The 16707-nt window shown below is 58.9% G+C and carries 14 protein-coding genes and 3 pseudogenes; 6 read left to right on the plus strand and 11 right to left on the minus strand.

What is annotated here, in order from left to right:
- The first annotated feature begins 23 nt into the window (after positions 1-23).
- From AC27VL_RS12900 to AC27VL_RS12910, 3 genes and pseudogenes are all read left to right on the plus strand, one after another.
- Complete coding sequence (locus AC27VL_RS12900; protein ID WP_180165154.1) at positions 24-593, plus strand: TetR/AcrR family transcriptional regulator; 570 nt, start codon at positions 24-26, stop codon at positions 591-593.
- A 63-nt stretch (positions 594-656) separates the two neighbouring features.
- A complete protein-coding gene (locus AC27VL_RS12905) occupies positions 657-1133 on the plus strand; it encodes a nuclear transport factor 2 family protein (protein WP_191077680.1) in 477 nt (158 codons plus the stop codon).
- A gap of 111 nt (positions 1134-1244) precedes the next feature.
- Positions 1245-1441 (plus strand): annotated as a pseudogene (locus tag AC27VL_RS12910) (IS3 family transposase); the annotation flags it as partial.
- A gap of 81 nt (positions 1442-1522) precedes the next feature.
- Here the strand turns inward: AC27VL_RS12910 and AC27VL_RS12915 are convergent.
- From AC27VL_RS12915 to AC27VL_RS12935, 5 genes and pseudogenes are all read right to left on the minus strand, one after another.
- Entirely contained in the window at positions 1523-2767 is a 1245-nt protein-coding gene (locus AC27VL_RS12915; RefSeq protein ID WP_488766788.1) for an HlyD family secretion protein, read from the minus strand.
- A complete protein-coding gene (locus AC27VL_RS12920; protein ID WP_488766817.1) occupies positions 2764-4884 on the minus strand; it encodes a peptidase domain-containing ABC transporter in 2121 nt (706 codons plus the stop codon). Before AC27VL_RS12920 ends, AC27VL_RS12915 begins: the two co-directional genes overlap by 4 nt.
- Positions 4885-4933: 49 nt before the next feature.
- Positions 4934-5140 (minus strand): annotated as a pseudogene (locus tag AC27VL_RS12925) (transposase); the annotation flags it as partial.
- Positions 5141-5590: 450 nt separating this feature from the next.
- Complete coding sequence (locus AC27VL_RS12930; RefSeq protein ID WP_488766790.1) at positions 5591-5809, minus strand: hypothetical protein; 219 nt, start codon at positions 5807-5809, stop codon at positions 5591-5593.
- A 400-nt stretch (positions 5810-6209) separates the two neighbouring features.
- Positions 6210-6395, minus strand: a pseudogene (locus AC27VL_RS12935) (IS3 family transposase); the annotation flags it as partial.
- A gap of 155 nt (positions 6396-6550) precedes the next feature.
- On the opposite strand from AC27VL_RS12935, the gene AC27VL_RS12940 reads away from it, so the two are divergent.
- Positions 6551-7147: an ABC transporter permease gene (locus tag AC27VL_RS12940; RefSeq protein WP_488766792.1), complete on the plus strand. Its 597-nt coding sequence runs from the start codon at positions 6551-6553 to the stop codon at positions 7145-7147.
- A gap of 23 nt (positions 7148-7170) precedes the next feature.
- Here AC27VL_RS12940 and AC27VL_RS12945 read toward each other — a convergent pair whose 3' ends face one another.
- The 5 genes from AC27VL_RS12945 to ubiK all read right to left on the minus strand — a co-directional run bounded on the left by AC27VL_RS12945 (position 7171) and on the right by ubiK (position 13917).
- Positions 7171-7668 carry a cold-shock protein gene (locus AC27VL_RS12945; RefSeq protein ID WP_488766793.1) on the minus strand — a complete coding sequence of 166 codons (498 nt, stop codon included), beginning with the start codon at positions 7666-7668 and terminating at the stop codon, positions 7171-7173.
- Between the two features lie 46 nt (positions 7669-7714).
- Positions 7715-8071 carry a hypothetical protein gene (locus tag AC27VL_RS12950; protein ID WP_488766795.1) on the minus strand — a complete coding sequence of 119 codons (357 nt, stop codon included), beginning with the start codon at positions 8069-8071 and terminating at the stop codon, positions 7715-7717.
- 511 nt (positions 8072-8582) lie between these two features.
- On the minus strand, positions 8583-12344 hold the full coding sequence (locus tag AC27VL_RS12955; RefSeq protein WP_488766796.1) for a YobI family P-loop NTPase: 3762 nt from the start codon (positions 12342-12344) through the stop codon (positions 8583-8585).
- Between the two features lie 760 nt (positions 12345-13104).
- On the minus strand, positions 13105-13539 hold the full coding sequence (gene arr, locus AC27VL_RS12960) for an NAD(+)--rifampin ADP-ribosyltransferase (RefSeq protein WP_488766798.1): 435 nt from the start codon (positions 13537-13539) through the stop codon (positions 13105-13107).
- Positions 13540-13665: 126 nt separating this feature from the next.
- Entirely contained in the window at positions 13666-13917 is a 252-nt protein-coding gene (gene ubiK, locus AC27VL_RS12965) for a ubiquinone biosynthesis accessory factor UbiK (protein WP_089237467.1), read from the minus strand.
- A 158-nt stretch (positions 13918-14075) separates the two neighbouring features.
- Between ubiK and AC27VL_RS12970 the strand changes: the two genes are divergently transcribed.
- Entirely contained in the window at positions 14076-14414 is a 339-nt protein-coding gene (locus AC27VL_RS12970; protein ID WP_032977217.1) for a P-II family nitrogen regulator, read from the plus strand.
- Between the two features lie 96 nt (positions 14415-14510).
- Here AC27VL_RS12970 and AC27VL_RS12975 read toward each other — a convergent pair whose 3' ends face one another.
- A complete protein-coding gene (locus tag AC27VL_RS12975) occupies positions 14511-15170 on the minus strand; it encodes an RIO1 family regulatory kinase/ATPase domain-containing protein (RefSeq protein WP_089237465.1) in 660 nt (219 codons plus the stop codon).
- 441 nt (positions 15171-15611) lie between these two features.
- Between AC27VL_RS12975 and AC27VL_RS12980 the strand changes: the two genes are divergently transcribed.
- Positions 15612-16517 carry an aspartyl/asparaginyl beta-hydroxylase domain-containing protein gene (locus AC27VL_RS12980; protein ID WP_049465655.1) on the plus strand — a complete coding sequence of 302 codons (906 nt, stop codon included), beginning with the start codon at positions 15612-15614 and terminating at the stop codon, positions 16515-16517.
- Positions 16518-16707 lie beyond the last annotated feature (190 nt).

A 16707-nucleotide genomic window follows, 5' to 3' on the forward strand; every position in this document is an offset into this window, starting at 1 on the left:
AACGAGCGTTCTACCTTGGCGCTATGGACAAGCCCATGACCGACACCAAGCAGAAGATCCTGGCAACGGTCGAAGCGCTGATCTATCAGAACGGTATCCATGCCACGGGCATGGACCTGCTGGTGAAGACCTCCGGCGTCGCCCGCAAGAGCATCTACCGTCATTTCGAAAACAAGGACGAGGTCGCAGCCGCTGCATTGAGTGCGCGCGACGTGCGTTGGCTCGACTGGTTCATGCAGGAATGCAACAAGGCCGATGGCCCCGAAGAACGCATCCTGCGCATGTTCACCGTGCTCAAGGGGTGGTTCCAGTCGGAAGGCTACCGCGGCTGTGCGTTCATCAACACCGCAGGCGAAGTCGGAAATCCCGATGATCCGATCAGGGTGATCGCCAAGCACCATAAACGGAAACTGCTCGACTACACGCTTGAGCTCACAGGCCAGCTGGACATCAAGCAGCCGGCCACTCTGGCACGGCAACTGCTGGTGCTGGTGGAAGGCGCAATCACCATATCGCGCGTAATGGGCGACTACGACGCCGCAGACAATGCAAGAGACGTCGCGCAGTTGCTGCTGAAACAGGCCACGCGTTAGCGCCCGGGCGACACCGAATCCGTTGAAGCAACCCGTTCATCCATTTTGACTGGAGGTCACACCGTGTCCGCTGCTGAAACCCGTCCCCCGCTTCCCCCCTTCACCCTTGAATCGGCGATCCAGAAGGTTCGCCTTGCCGAAGATGGTTGGAACACCCGCGATGCCGACAAGGTCGCGCTTGCCTACTCGCTCGACACCACGTGGCGTAATCGTGCCGAGTTTACCGACGGTCGGGAGGAAGCCCGGCAGTTCCTTGCGCGCAAATGGAAGAAGGAGCTGGAGTACCGCCTGATCAAGGAACTATGGGCCTTTACCGGGAACCGTATCGCCGTGCGCTATGCGTACGAATGGCGCGACGATTCCGGCAACTGGTTCCGCTCGTATGGAAACGAGAACTGGGAATTCGGGGCGGATGGTTTGATGGTGCGTCGCTTCTCGTGCATCAACGACATGCCCATCAAGGAAAGCGAGCGCAAGTTCCACTGGCCGCTGGGGCGTCGCCCGTATGATCATCCAGGGCTGTCCGATCTGGGCATGTAAGCTTGCTGGGTCTGTCGCAGCGGCTTGATCCAGCGCACGCCCAGCTCGCGAGGGTGCTGATCTTGGCCGCAAGCGGCTGCGCAGCAGCCATCACGTAGTGGGTCGCCAATGGAGAAAGCCGCGCGCGAAGGCTTCTTTGGCCTGCTCAAACGCGAGCGGATCTATCGAACGAACTACACCCCACTGGATGCGGCACGAGCGGATGTGTTTGACGACATCGAGCGACTCCCCCATCCATGCGGCGAAGGATCGTCCAGCTAGATCGGAAGTTTGCAGCCCTTCTACAACCGTCCGTGATTTCGGGGTAGAACCCCACCCACCTACTCGGAGATCGGCCGCAGGCCATCTATTTCGAGGATTCCGCTGAACAACGTCGCGGGATTACACAACTAAGTGCCCAGCTTCCCGCTAACGGAATAGAGAGGCTCCAACAGCCATTCATAGAGTTTGCGGCGCTCGCCCATGATGTCGGCTTCCAGCTGCATGCCAGGACGAAGTGGTTCCGTCTTACCGTAAGCCAGCACTCCCTGTTGATCCAACGAGACCAGGACTCGATACAGGGACCGCTTTGCATCGCCGTCCTTCTGGGATCCCGTCAGCGCGCTGCGAGAGATGCGGATGACCGTTCCTTCGTGGGCTCCAAACTTCTGGTAAGGATAAGCTTGATAGCGCAGGAGAACTCGGTCGCCTGATTTGACGAACCCAATGGCCGAACTGGGCACCAGCAGCTGTGCTCTAAGCTCGGACCCCTTGGGAAGCAGGCTGAGAATGGGCTGTCCCGGCTGCACCGCCTGGCCTGCCTCGACGAGTCGATTTGCCACCAATCCCGTTACCGGTGCTCGAAGCAGCAGCTCTCCGTCGGCCTCCATCCGGACGGTCTCCTGACTCAATGCAGCCAGATCACGTTCAGAAGCCGCCTTGGCGGAGAGCCTCTGATGGGGAATTTCTGCAAGCCGCTGTTCCAGTTCGGCCAAGTTCCGCCGAATTGAGGTCGCTTGGCGTTGAAGCGCTTGTTGTGCGTTGACCGCCTCGAGCATCGATTGCTCTTGTTGGTTGATCTGAACCAGGCTTACGTAGCGCTCAACCTCGACGCTCCGATATCGGGCGAGGGTCTCGCGACCAATTCGCACCTGCTCGCCGCGGGTGTGGATCTCTGCCTCGATCTGCGAAAGCTCGCGCAGCAGCGCAGTGCGTTGGGCCTTCGCACCCTCCTGCTGTGCTGAGAGCTGCCTGTCCTGAAATCCGCTCATCGCCTCCACACTGGTCATACGGGAGCGTTGTGCCTCAAGCAAGGTCGACACGGCATCCTGTCCTGAGGAGGTGACCCGCGGCACGTTGATCGTCAGCAGCCCGTCCTGGCGTTGGACGTGATCCCCTTCTTCAATATCCAGTCTCGCAACCACACCTGCCGACGGAGCGACCACAGTGGAAAGCCCGAGATCGGGCACAAGCTCACCCAAAACCCTCGATCTGCGTGAATACTCGGCCAAGCAAAGGAAGCTGACGATGGCCAAGGCAGCCATCGCTGCGAACACCGCCAGAATCCAGAAGCGGAGCGGTTGCGCCAGGGATACTCCACCAAGCCAACTTCGCCGCTGGGCATCGATGGCTTCTTTGCGGAATAGGCCACTCATGCCGGGACCTCCTCGACGCCACCTTGTGCCGCCTCCATGGAGCTTGACGCGTTCTGCGTCAGGACGCGTGCCACAGCACCGGCGTGCATGATCAGCACCCGGTCGGCACTGGCGATGGTCTCTGGGCGATGGGCGATGATCACCCGGGTCAGCTCAAGCCGCCCGACGGCTTCATTCACCAGCCTTTCCCGCTCAACATCCAGATGGCTGGTTGCCTCGTCCAGGAAGAGCAACCGGGGCTCGCGATACAGCGCGCGTGCGAGGATCACCCGCTGCTTCTGACCGCCAGAGAGGGTCGTCCCCATGTCGCCGATCAGGCTGTTGTAGCCCATGGGCATCGCTGCGATATCGTCATGCACGGCGGCCAACTGTGCGGCTTCACGCACCCTGGCTTCATCATGGTGATCGTCTTCGAAGGCGATGTTCTCGCTGACACTTCCCGCGAAGAGCTGGTCATCCTGCATCACCGCGCCGACCATGCGGCGATACTCGCTTACGCTGATCTTTGACAGAGGCACGCCTCCGATGCGGATCTCACCTTCCGTCGGCTGGAGAAGGCCAAGGAGTATCTTGACCAGTGTGGTCTTTCCGCAGCCGGATTGGCCGATGATGGCGACGGATTCACCAGGATCCACCACAAAGCTGCAGTTCCTCAGCACCCATGGTTCTCCTGGGGCATAGCGGAAGCCAAGCCCTTCGACCTCAATTCGGATGCCGTCCGGCGACAGAGCGCTGGTGCTGGAAGTGAGGCTCTCTGGTTCGGCGAGAACAATGTCGGAGAGTCGTTCGCCGTGCAGGCGAAGCATGCGGAATTCCACCCACTTGTCGATCAACGCTCCCACCCGCTGTGAAAACTGGTCTTTGTAGGCGAGGTAAGCAATCAGCATGCCGACGGAGAACACGTTTTCCATCGCCAGTAGTGCACCCAGCCAAATAGCCGCAACGCGCTCCAGCCCAAACAGCAAGTGATTGGCGCCACCGAAGCTCAGCCCAAACTTCGAGAGCCAAACGTCTTGATTGACCGTTTCGTTCATAAGGTTGAAGTAGCCTGCTTGGCGAACGGATTCTCGGCCGGCGACCTTTACCGATTGAACTCCGCGAATGGACTCAAGCAGATGGCTCTCTTGGCGTGCACCGGCGATCAATTGCTTCTCTGTGCCTCGCCGGAGGGGCGCGAAGGCACAGGCACGCGCGACTGCATACAGAGCAACCGCAAGCAGCGTGACCAGCGCAAGCTTCCAGCTGTAGAGCAGCATCATTCCCAGCGTAATAATCGCCATTAGGCCATCAATAAGCGCCTCTACGAAGCTTGTCGTCAATGTCTGCTGGATGGATTGGACGCTTCCCATCCGTGAGGTGACATCACCTAGATGGCGCTTCTCAAAGAAGTCCAAGGGCAAATGCAGCAGGTGCCGGAAGACGTTCCCGGTCCATTGGAGGTTAAGCCGGTTCGACAGGTAGATGACCGCTCGGCCTCGGATCTGCCCGATGCAGACCTGCAGCAGCAGCGCCAAGGCAAACCCCGTGCCCAGTACGGTCAGCAAGTCTCTGTCATGGGCAATGAGCGCTTGGTCGACGGTCCATTGCATGAAGAATGGTGCTATCAGGACGAACACCTGAAGAGCAAGGGACAGGAGCAGCAGCAAGCCAAAGGCCTGCCAGAGCCCGTCGATCCTTCCTGTCAGCTGTGCAAGCGAGACGGCCGGCGGGCGAGGGGTAGCCCGGAACTCGGCAGTTGGATGCAACTCCAGAGCGATTCCAGTGAAGTGCCTTGAGACTTCCTCCAAGGAAAGCTTGCGCTTGCCAAAGGCCGGATCCAGAACGGTAACGCCATTGCGATGCACCTTGTTGATCACGACGAAGTGATTGAGGTCCCAGTGCGCGATGCAAGGCAGTAGAAGTTGGCTCAAGTGCTCCAGGTCTAGGCGTAGTGGGCGGCAGCGAAAGCCGAGCGCTCCCCCGATTTCAATAATTTGAGCCAGAGTCGCACCCTTAAGAGAAAGGGCATGGCGGCGACGGAGTTCTCGGAGTCCAATCTTGTTGCCATGATGTGATGCAACCATGGCCAAGCATGCAAGTCCGCATTCCGCCGCTTCGGATTGAGTGACGGCGTCAATAAACTAAGATCTTCAGAAAGTGTGAAAGGAGGATTTGAAAGTCCTTGTTGTACCACTGCTGTAGCAGATGCACACGGCGCATGGTCTCTAGCGGATAAGGCTGTCGGCCACGACGCCCAGCACCCAAGTAGTGCGGGTCAACGAATGCCTACAACCCCTCCCATGGCACTACCTGCTCTACTTCGGCAAAGAAGATCGCGCGCCGGGTCGGCTTGCTCTGGCGCAATCCATCAGGCTGCAGGCGAGCGGCCGGCACCACCGGCAGAGCATCCCTCTGTGTACACCGGCGCAAGAGCTGAAGAAAGTAGAAGGGCTGCGAAAGCTGGTCCATTTTTCTATTGCGCTTTTACACGAAATTAATTGTCAGGTGGGCGAACCTTTCTCTGCTCTGTAGCTGCCACAAGTGCCCCATAAGCAAGTGAGCCTACCACTACAGAGATCAGTCCCGTGCTCCATATATTTCTAGAGCCAATTATTGCCCAGATAATTATGGCCCCGGCGCCCCAGGTCATGAGGAAGTTCAGAGAATTGATGGACCACCGCAAGCCGAAGTGATGCTGAAGTTGATCCACACCAATGGATCGGCCAACCTTCTTTAATAGCCATAGTGCAAGTAATGGTTTCGGATAAATCATGCAGTCTATTCCTCTTGCTATGAATTCTTTCAGTCAGGTGCCGTCGATTTTCACGGCGGCACCCTTGAGAATTATCTTTCTCTTTTAGTAACTGGAACGGGCTTGCGATAGCCGGTAATCGCACCCGCTACCAGGCCGACAGCAAAGCCAATAGGGCCACCCATCAAGCCACCAGCAGCAGCCCCCACCGCCATATCTCGAAACTGCTGGTGACTCTCTGGAGTGTAAATGCTTGCTCCTTGATTTCCGCCGCTAACCTCGATTACTTCTGCATGTGTCAGATTACGCATTATGGAACTCCTAGTTAGATTGCGCAGATCCCCGCGCCCGGGGTCGAGATTTTTTTGACAAATCCCCAGGAAAAGCTTCTGTTTTCCATCAGTGAATCGGGTCTTCGACGCCCGGCCACCCTGTTGACGGTGGCGCTATTAGAGTTGCCTGATGTTGTTGCAAAAGCCAAGGGGTTGGGGCAATGCCGTCAAAACCCGGGATGTCTTTGGCGTTGTTGCATAGGGGGGGCATTTCATGAGCCCTTGCGGGACATCGCATCCGGCGGGCATGGGCCGCTTCGTCAGGTTCTTCCGGTAGAGGATTCAGTGCGTGGCAAATACGACATTGCTTGCCCGGCGAGGAAGTTCAGGTGCCCATGCGATGTTGAATCACCCCGGTTTCTGTAGACACCCCGAAGCTTCATTGTGAATGCTGCTTTTCGAACTCCACCGGAGACAGCCCGTTGTTGTGTCCTTTCTGTCGTCTGGTGTTGTAGAACATCTCGATGCAGTTGAAGACGTAGGACTTTGCTTCCTTGCGTGTCACGTTGATCCGGCGTTTGAAGCGCTCGCGCTTGAGAAGTTGGAAGAAGTTCTCGGCGAGCGAGGCCGTTGTGTCGCAGGCACTGGCGGACAAGCTGTTTCCGGGGGGCGGCGCCGTCGGCAAGTTCCTGTATGCCGATGCGCAGCACCCCATCCAGGTGGTCGGCGTGGTCAAGACGCTTTTCCCGGCCTGTTCTGAAGACCGATGCAGACAATGACATGTCACTCATCCTGCCGTTGATTCCGGACGGGCCCCGCGTGATGTTCACCATCCGTGCTGCGGATGGGCGAGTGGCGGACGTGATTGCGTCCAGTGAGGCCGCGTTGTCGCAGCGCGATGCGAACCGCACCATCGCCCGCAGCATCTCGTTCCGGGAGCTGCGCGCCGACTACTTCCGCCACGATCAAACCATGGCGATCATGTTCCTGAGCTCCGGGTTGGCGCTGTTGGTGGTAACTGCAACGGGCGTGTATGGACTGGCCAGCTTCTGGGTCCGCAAGCGGTATCGTCAGATCGGTATCCGGCGCGCACTGCGCGCCCGCAAATCCGACATCCTGCGGTACTTCCTGGTGGAGAACCTGATTCTCACCGCCGCCGGGTCTGCTGTCGGCACCGCACTGGCCATCGGTCTGAACATGGCCGTGGCCCGGTACTACGAGGTAGCCAGGATCGAGGCGCCATTTCTCGCGATTGGCGTGCTGACCGTGCTTCTGTTGGGCCAGGCCGCAGCCTATGCTCCGGCCCGACGAGCAGCCAAAGAAGCCCCGGTAGCGATCCTGCAGCGCGTGATGCTGACTGGCCGGTCATCCGGCTAGTGCTTCTGCCAGCGCACCGTTCCTTACGAGCGGTGCGGGTCAACGGTAGCGTCGAGCCCGCACCGCTGCTTGCGGGGCACGCGCCCTGTGACGCTACGCAACCTCGCCTCGAACCACGACGGCTCGTCAGGCGCCACCAGCAACCGCGCGCGGCTCGGGTCCTGGCTCAGCCAACGGCGGAAGTTGGCGTGCAGGTATGCGATATCAGGCGCACGCCGCAATGCATCCGTAGGGATTCGGATCACCACGCGCGGCGATGCGTTCTCCACCGCCAGCACCCGAACGCCCTTGCACCGGATCTCGAAGGATGTCGCTTCGGAATAGCGCGTGTGCAGTTCAAAACCTTCCTGGGCCTTCGCGGCCACGAAGCCGAGCGCATCACTTCGCAGCAACCGGTAATCGAACGCATGCAGCGTTTGATAGGCCCACACCTGCTCGCCTGCAGGTTTGGGCCAGTGCATCCACACTACGATGGCCAAGAGGACGCACAGTGCCGCAGCGGCAAGGCCGCGCCTCTTCATTCGTAGCGCCGGGAATGGGAAGAAGGCCACGTTCACAAGCGCGCTGTCACTCCCCTGGCCGCACCCGTTCGTGGATGAAGGCGGTAAGTGCGATATCGGCCATCACCAGCCCCTCCATCACCCGGTCGCCCACGTACTGATCGGGCTCACCGTTTTGGCGCGTGCGCTCGGCCGCCAGCAGGATCTCCTGCACGACGCGCTGGCCCGTCAGCGCGCAGTCGGCGTCGGACAACTGCATCTGCCTGCTGCGCAGGTGATGGTGTTCGGGCCACGGCTGACCGTCGGCCGCAGCGCCTGCGCCGATGCTGCGAAGGATGGCGATGAGGCTGTTGGGGTCCAGGGCAGGGGCGGGCGAGGGCGCTTCCTGGATGGGGCGCGGGTGAGGGGAGTGCGGTGTGGTCATGGCAGGCTCCGTGCAAGCAGGCAGAAGCCGCCACCGATAAAGGTGGCGGACGATGCGTGGCTCGAAAACCGGTTGCTGTTGTAAGGCCGGCGGGTACAAGACCCCCACGCACCGCCCGCCATAGCCGGCAGACGGATTGCCAGCCGGCACCACGCGGGGTGGTGCCGGCTGACAAGCGTAAACAACAACAGCAATCGGGTTTTCGACGCCCGGCCACCCGTTGTCGGTGGCCCTACCAGAGTTGCCTGATGTTGTTGGAAATGCCAAGGGGTTGGGGTCAATGCCGCCAAAGCCCGAGACGTTTTTAGCATTGTCGCATAGGGGCCAGCGCTGCGAGACGCGTTGAGGGCAGGACTCTTGGCCTTTGTGTGATGAGTCCGCCCGGTTCATCCTCTGGACGACACTAGGTGAGGGAAATACGACAAAGCTCAGCCATGGCGCCGACGGTTGCCTATGCAAGGGGACTTGAGAATGTCATTGCCTGAGTAGTGAACCAGAGCCGTCACTAGTGCTAGGTCCGCATTTGGTCGCCTAGCTTTCGTCTCATATTGACCTTAGTGCCATTCTTGCCCGGGCTAGAGCTTGAGGCAAATCCGCGATCCTTGAGCGCATTAAGCAACCTCGGGACCCCATCAGTATGGGGTATCTCGACGCTCCGGCCTTCAGCCAATCTGGCCAGGTCTCCACCAAGGGCGATCAAAGCAACTGACGCCACCGGCCAAGATATGACCGGCATCGCTTGCACGAGAAGGCTCATTGTCCATTTTTTCTCATAGGTCCCAGACTGCAACTTCTTGGAGGCCAATTCAGCGAGGCCGATCTGGAAAGCCATGCCAGCCTTCGTGGCTTGCTCGGCTAGATGACCAAGAACTTCTTCCTTCTCGTTGAGTAGATCCTCGCCCATTACCGCAAAGACTCGCAGCGCATCGTCAATAGGCATTGCGCCAACTAGGTAGAGGCGAGTGGCAAGCGGGAAATCGATTCGCGACTCCAATTCAGTTAGGCGTACGTCATTCCATTGGCACCCAACATAGGAGGCCAATGCAGTGAAATCCCGCTCGGCGAGCACGGTCCAAATGCTCTCACAAAGCTCAAGCCGACCGTGTTGAGCCAATAGGCGCAGCCGGCTGTCAGAGACAGCGTCGGTCAGAATCTCGGAAGCGGTAATAACCATGGTTGAAGTAAGGGCGAGAACTGCCTCGTCGTCTAGGTTGGACTCGGTTGCAATCCACTCTTGTAAGCGCTCATCTTCCTCTTTGCCAGTCCACAGTGCCCGACCAAGCGTCTCTGCATCCTGCGTGGCGTAGTCACTGAGAATGATTCGGATCGCTCTCTCATCAATCTCATCTTTCAAGTTGTCGCCAGTGCGTGGCCTTTGAGCCTCGTATGATTTTAGAGCGCCGACCCTGTCTGTGATCCTGTTGGCACGCATGGCGCTATCCCATAAGTGCGGATCAAGATCATCCAGTGCAGGGAACGAGCACGAAGTCAAGGTAAAGTAGCGACGCGCCAGCTTTTCGTTGTCCTTGATCGCTTTAGTTGCCATCAGAACCACATCGGCTGACTCATCCAGCTTCACCGCTTGGGCGACCAGTTCGCTAATAATGGTGTCTGCGTATTTCGTAATGAATTCGCGAAGTCCGGAAATGCGCTCTGATGCAATCAGTTGAGATATTGTAACCGGCGGCTGATGTTCTGGGGGCTGCTGACCATTAAGGGCCACAAGCCTTAGCATTGATACACTAGGTGAAAGCGCGTCCAGCGCAATCAGCTCGGAAAGCACTTCTGGCGACGTTCTTTGATTAAGTCTACTGAAGCGTACCTGCGCTTCGCCGATCCACCGCCACCCAGGGGATGTTCGGGGTAGATGCGTAATTAGCAACGTCACATCATGAAGCGCTTCAATACGCTTCTTGAAAGAGGAGTCGGACTCACTGATAGCTTTAAGCTGAGCAAGTTCAAGCGCGCTGAGAACGGCCAGGACGCGGCTGGGGACTGGGGAGTCTAACGATGGATCTTGACTCGTGAGGATAGAGCTGAATAGGTTGGATCGAAGATGGAAGACGGCTTGAACTAGCGCCGCCGCTTCATTTCTTTCAATTAGGACGTCGAGAGATTGAAGGAAGCGAGGCAGGTGGTCTAGGGCGTCGCTTAAGATGCGTTGGAGGTGATCAACGTTAGTGGGTATTTTTGTGTCACGGTAGCTGATTGCTAGGTGGAGCAACAGCTCAGCGATGATGCCTCTGCCCTGATCAATGTTCCGTGGCCGAATCTTCTTCAGAAGCTTGACGGGTTCCTTAATATTTGCCTGCACATCGCAAACCTCGCCCTGCCTAAGCTTCAGGACTAGCTCCATATCATCGCGGCCAATCGCATGGCCGTAGAAGTGTCCAAGATAATCGGCGTAGTCCTCATCAAGGTGGCCAGCGACTAGTAGGTAGCGAATAGTTTCATTTTCCGACAGTTCCTTAGTGTATTCCTCCTGGTAACCGCCGCGCAGGGCATCAGAAAGCGGAAGCTTGTGCAAATCTCTTAGCGCTTCGTGCGTTGCTGCTATTTGGCTTTGGAGTTCGCCGTTGTCGGCCTCCACTACGCCGAGTCGCTCAAGGTAATTCGTCTCGAGAAGAACCGACGGCATATGGAACCACTGGCCTGTGCGCGAACCACTCGCTACGAACTGCATCGTTTGGCTAGCTGTCGCCAGTTCCGTGAACCTGCCATCCTCTAAGAACTCCATGAAGGAAACGTGATTGCCATTCCAGTGGATATGGCTGGCATTGTGAGAGTTAGCGTGCAACTGGGCGTGATACCAAACGCATGCCCTTAGCTCCGATCTACTGGTCGCGGCGTCTTTGATCTTGCGCGCCTGCAAGCGCTCGATTTCGGCGATTTTAAGCCTTAATTCCTCGGAGCACTTGTTTCGCCACGACGAGTAGCCAGAGATTAGCTCATACAGAAATCCTGTGCGCTTTGAGAGTTGCCAGTACTGATCCGAGTGAAGGTTTTTTACAACAATGAGCGCGAATAGTTTGTTCCAAGCCAACGGGAGATCTGTAGCCAAAATATTCGCAAAAATATCGAGTTCGTTGACTATGTTCTTTACAAGTCGCATATCGTCGACACGATAGGAGACGGTCTCCACGAGTTCGTCGTCAATTCGCTGCGCGAATGATTTTCCGTCTAGAATTCGCTGACCTAAAAGTTCGATCATCTTGGCATGCGAGTTCTCTTTATTGATCACTGGCACCACCGGAAGAACGACATCGAAGAACTTGGTCTTCTCGCTTCCCGCAAAGAGCTCGTCATTCAGTGCATAGATAAAGCGGATATCTCGCTTTATCTGGGGGGACTCGTTTACTATGGCGTTGATTTCGCGAAGTCGAAAGAAAACATCCTGTATTCCGAATCTGTCTAGATCTTCAATTATCACTACATCAATGTTGCTGCTCTGAAAGCAATATATTATTTCATCAACATTCTTGTGGAGTACAGAGCTGTGCTGGAGGCTTTCGATTTTGCCGCCCTTAATTGACCAGCCGTCGATGTTGAGCAATGACATGGATCGTACGAGCTGATATACGATCCACACTGCTGCGGCGAACACCATCGCAAGTGCCCAATAGGGCGGTAGCCATGCTAATTTTGTGGCGAGCCAGTTGAGAGTTAAGTTTTTGGGCGGATTGGCCCCGAACAAGTAAAGCCTAGCTCCAGCCAGGATGGCCAGACTAAGGCAGAATGTAGTGAGCCAGGCTCGGTAGCGGGATGGCTGGATGATTCGTTTAAGGCGAGTGCGAGGGAGGCTGGTTGCGGGGACCGAGTATAGGAGCTGCTGAACGATGGTTTCCTCGATGCGGTCGATTAGGAGGCGCACATCCTCATCGGCAGATTTTTGTGCTTTGGAACGCGCACTACCGAGCGGCGGCATCTCCGCTTCATCTGCGCTTTCCGCAACGATGCCATCTTTCCGAAATGTCGCTAGCGAGACCGACGCGTATGTAAAGCCGCGGTGGTTCTCCTTGAATGTTCGGATAAGACTGCTCTTCCCCGCGCCGTACCCGCCGGTGATTGCGATGTTGCGCACATGCGGATTGGTCATGGCTCTCGCCATTTCCTGCTCGTAGCGCCTAGATTGCGCTGGTTCAAGCAGAACCGGTGTAAGCGTCTCGAGTCCCTGTTCTTCCGAAGGTAGGCGCTTGAATGCTCGAGTGGCAGCCAGAATGTGCAGCCAAGCTCCCTTCAGTCGCTGCCTGAACTGATATGCAGGCGCAGTCATTCCTGTGGCCCTCCTAGCGGAGAGTAAGCATCAGAGCTTAGGAACGGCAACACGCGTACCGCTCCATGACTGAGTCGAATTTCCATGTATGTCCCCTTATCCCGGCGCTATGGAGGCCGCAAGCTAAGTCTAGCGTTTATCGATGTACCGCGGACCATCGGAATGGGCCGCTTCTCGCCAAGTCGTGTGTGGATTCTTTTTTTTGTTCGGAAGAGAGTTTGATCTAACCTTTCAAGATCCCTAAATTCCTTAAGACGCCAGTGCGGAAGCACTACTTGTGCGCATGTATCTGTCAGCGCAGGAAATTGAGCGAGGGATGCCCTTGTCGAATGCCCTGCCTGATCTGAACATAGGGCTTTTTTGGTGGGCGCTATCGGAAGGCGCGATCTGCCCCGCAGGCTGGCCGGTGACGGCAAGGATGGCCGGTGCGTAGTTTCTGATTTCCTTCAGCGTGATTAGTTGGGTGAGGTATAAGTCGGGCTACTGCTTTGGAAAGTCGAAGTGAGTGTAGAGAGAGGGTGCGCTCATGCGCTTACCGGACTGCCTGCGCTATTCATCGCGAAACTGGCGACTCGCGGAGCAAGCTTGGAATGAGGTCCACTTCTCTCCGGGCTGACGATACGTCGCTCTTAGCGTAAGCAGTTGTGATGTGCGCCAGACCCATTTTTAATTCTCTTTGGCGGTTGAGAGGAAAGAAGACGCGCGCAACCGTGCCCTGCGGAAGAAGACGCCGACTTGTCGAGTCAGCCTCATTCCTCCATCAGTTGATGATCTCCCCACTCCCCGACGCCACAAACTCCCTCAACTGCCGAACGAACTCCGCGTCGTAGGCTTCCCACTCCGCAATCTCCCCAACAACCCGCAACGGCTCCGCACTCCGATACGACCGTGTCGGATTCCCAGGAAACTTCTTGTTGGTGACATTCGGATCGTCCTCGAACGGCCCGGTCGGCTCCACCACATACACACGCGGTCGCCCCTCACCCTTGGCCATCTCCGCAGCCAGCCCGGCGCCCTTGGCAATCGTCGTGAAGTAGATGTGGTTCATCACCACGCTGTCGCGATAGTTGGAGCGGAATCCTGCGCTCAGCAGCCCGCCCACCGCGAGGTCAGCGCGGGTGCCGTGGTAGAACGGCCCGGCGACCTGGTCGCAGGTGTCATGCGAAACGGGTGTCCATTCGGTGTCCTGTGCCATCGGCACTGCCCCTGACTGTCCTGCCGGATCGACAGGCCGGCGAGTCTAGGGCGCCGGGCGGGCCTTGCGGCAAGGCCCCGTCAGGGAAATACTCTGTAAGTGGGAGGCGCAGTGCGCCTCCTTTTTTCATTCTGCCTTGCTGCGGCCTTCCAGCTCGCGCACCGCCGTTTCCAGCGCATCCAGCTTCTCGCGGGTCTTCAACAACACCGCACGCTGCACTTCAAACTCTTCGCGGGTCACCAGGTCCAGCTTGGCCAGCCCCGCCTGCAGCGCGCTCTTGAAGGTGGCCTGCAGTTCCTCGCGCGATTCGCGCAGGCCCGGCGGCACCAGGTCGCTGAGGCGACGGGCGAGGTCATCGATTTGGTTCAGGTCGATCATGGGGTGCTCCGTGGGGTGGTGGGCCTGCGCATCCGGCGCGGCCACGGCTGTTCGGCAGTAAGGATACTGCTGGCCCCGGGCTGCCGGACAGGCGCTGCGGGTTTCGCACCGGCCGCGTTCAGGCGCTATCCTCCACGCCGGAATACAGGAGATAGACGATGAAGATGGTCATGGCGGTGATCAAGCCGTTCAAGCTCGACGACGTGCGCGAAGCGCTGGCCGAGCGCGGGGTCACCGGGATCACGGTGACGGAAGTGAAGGGCTTCGGTCGCCAGAAGGGCCATACCGAGCTGTACCGCGGCGCCGAGTACGTGGTCGACTTCCTGCCGAAGGTGAAGCTGGAAGTGGCGGTGACCGACGATCAGGTGGAAGTGGTGGTGGAAGCCATCGTGAAGGCGGCGGGCACCGGCAAGATCGGCGACGGCAAGGTGTTCGTGTACGACCTGGGCAGTGTGGTGCGTATTCGTACGGGTGAGCTGGACGCGGACGCGTTGTAAGCCGCTTTTGTAGAGCCGAGCCCACGCTCGGCTGGTGCAAAGAGCAGCCGAGCGTGGGCTCGGCTCTACAGAAAAGCGGTCGAGCAAGCTCGACCTCTACCGGCGCTTGGCCCACTTGTAGAACCGCTTCCAGCCCTGCCGCACAGCAGCCACCCAACCCGGGTCAGCCACCAGCGCGGCCTGCGCGGCACTCGGCGCCTGGCCGGTCACGCGCTGGCGCATCTTCAGCAGATTCTTCATGTCGCTGCGGCTCAGCTGCCGGCTCAGCGGGTTGCGGCGCAGCCAGCGCGGTACGCGCCAGGCCGAGGTGAAGTCCAGCAGCACCGGAACACCGGCGCTGACCACCACGTTGGTGCCATGCAGGTCGTTGTGGGTGATGCCGGCGGCATGCAGGCGGGTGATCGCGTGCTGCAGCTGCTCGAACACTTCATTGCCCACCGCCTGCGCGGTGCTGAGCGTCTGGCCGGGGATGAATTCCATGCCCAGCGCCAGGCCGCCGAGGGTGCCGAGCAGGGCCGGGGCGTGCTTCCAGCCGCCCAGGCGTTCCAGCATGCGCGCCTCGCGGCGCACCATCAGCCGGGCGATCGGCGACACGGGGGTGCCACGGTAGCGGGAGTAGTCCTTCACCACCGCCGGACGGCCGTCCAGACAGGTGCGGTAGACATCGGGGGCGAGGAAGCGTTCACCGCGCTTGAGCAGCAGCGGCGCCACGGCGTCATCGCCGCAGGACGGGGAGGGGGTAATGGAAGGGATCATCTGGGGTCTCGGGCGACCCGGTGGGCGGCGCTGAAGCGTCAAGCGAACCGGTACGACTGGGGGAACTGGCTAAACTTTCGTTAAGTCAATTTTAGTACCGGCGAGTTCGCTATTCCACGATTTGTCGGAGAAATGTCGGCGCCGTGGCTGGAACAGTTCGTCACATACATTCGGACAATTCTGTCTCACTTTTTTAAAAGGCATTGAATTTCAATGGCTTGCAAGGCCGGCCGTCTCCGCTCACACGGCAGCGCTGCGCGCCGCGCACGCCCGGCTTGACCCCGGCGCACGGCCTGCCGACCATAAGCTGTTACACGCGACATCGACGGCCGCACCCACCCGGCACGTCCCCGTCTCCTGCCGCGTTCCCCCACTGATGCCGGCCCTGCGGCCGCATCGCCCTGTTTCCCTGTCCGGCGTGTGCTGGAGGAAAGTGTTTTGATCATCAAAATCGTACTTGCGGCGCTGTTCGTGTCCTGCGTGCTGTACATCCACTTCCGTGGCAAGGTCCGTGCGCGCTGGTCGCGCCAGTTGCTGGACCACTCCAGCTTCATGGCCCCGATCAACGTGGTCATGTACATGTTCTCGAAGGTGCCGACCACGCCGTTCCTGGACCCCGGCAAGGAATTCCCGCAGCTGGAGCCGCTGCGGCAGAACTGGCAGATGATCCGCGACGAGGCACTGGCGCTGCGCGATGCGCAGGCGATCGCTGCCTCCAGCACGTTCAACGATGCCGGCTTCAATTCGTTCTTCCGCCGTGGCTGGAAGCGCTTCTACCTGAAGTGGTACGGCCCCTCGCACCCGTCGGCCAAGGCGATGTGCCCGAAGACCACCGCGCTGCTGGAATCGCTGCCGGACGTGCGCGCGGCGATGTTCGCGCAGCTGCCGTCGGGCAGCGAACTGCGCCCGCACCGCGACCCGTTCGCCGGTTCGCTGCGCCTGCACCTGGGCCTGGCTACGCCCAACAACGATGCCTGCTACATCGAAGTGGATGGCATCAAGAAGAGCTGGCGCGACGGCGAGTGGATGATGTTCGACGAGACCTACATCCACCACGCACACAACGAGACGCCCGATGACCGGGTGATCCTGTTCTGCGATATCGCCCGTCCGCTGCGCTTCGGCCTGCCGGGCCTGTTCAACCGCCTGGTGGCGTCCACGCTGCTGGCCGGCGGCGCATCGCCGAACCTGCCGGGTGACCCGACCGGTGGCGTCAACAAGGCCTTCGGCAGCGTCTACAAGGTGCGGCTGAAGGCCAAGGCCCTGCGCGAGCGCAGCGTGGTGGCCTACCAGGTGATCAAGTGGGGCCTGGTGGTGGCGGTGATCGCTGGTATCTGGGCGCTGTGAGGGAAAAGCAGCCGAGCGTGGCTCGGCTCTACAGGACTCCGCGGGGCATGTTGTAGAGCAGAGCCTATGCTCGGCTTGGTCTACCGCAACCTGTCCGAAGAGCAGCCGAGCATGGCTCGGCTCTACAGAAGGCAAAAACCCGCGCTGTCGCCAGCGCGGGTTTTTGTTTTTGGGCCCTGCGCGTTCTGTT

It is taken from the genome of Stenotrophomonas sp. 14P6.2.3, assembly GCF_057799055.1.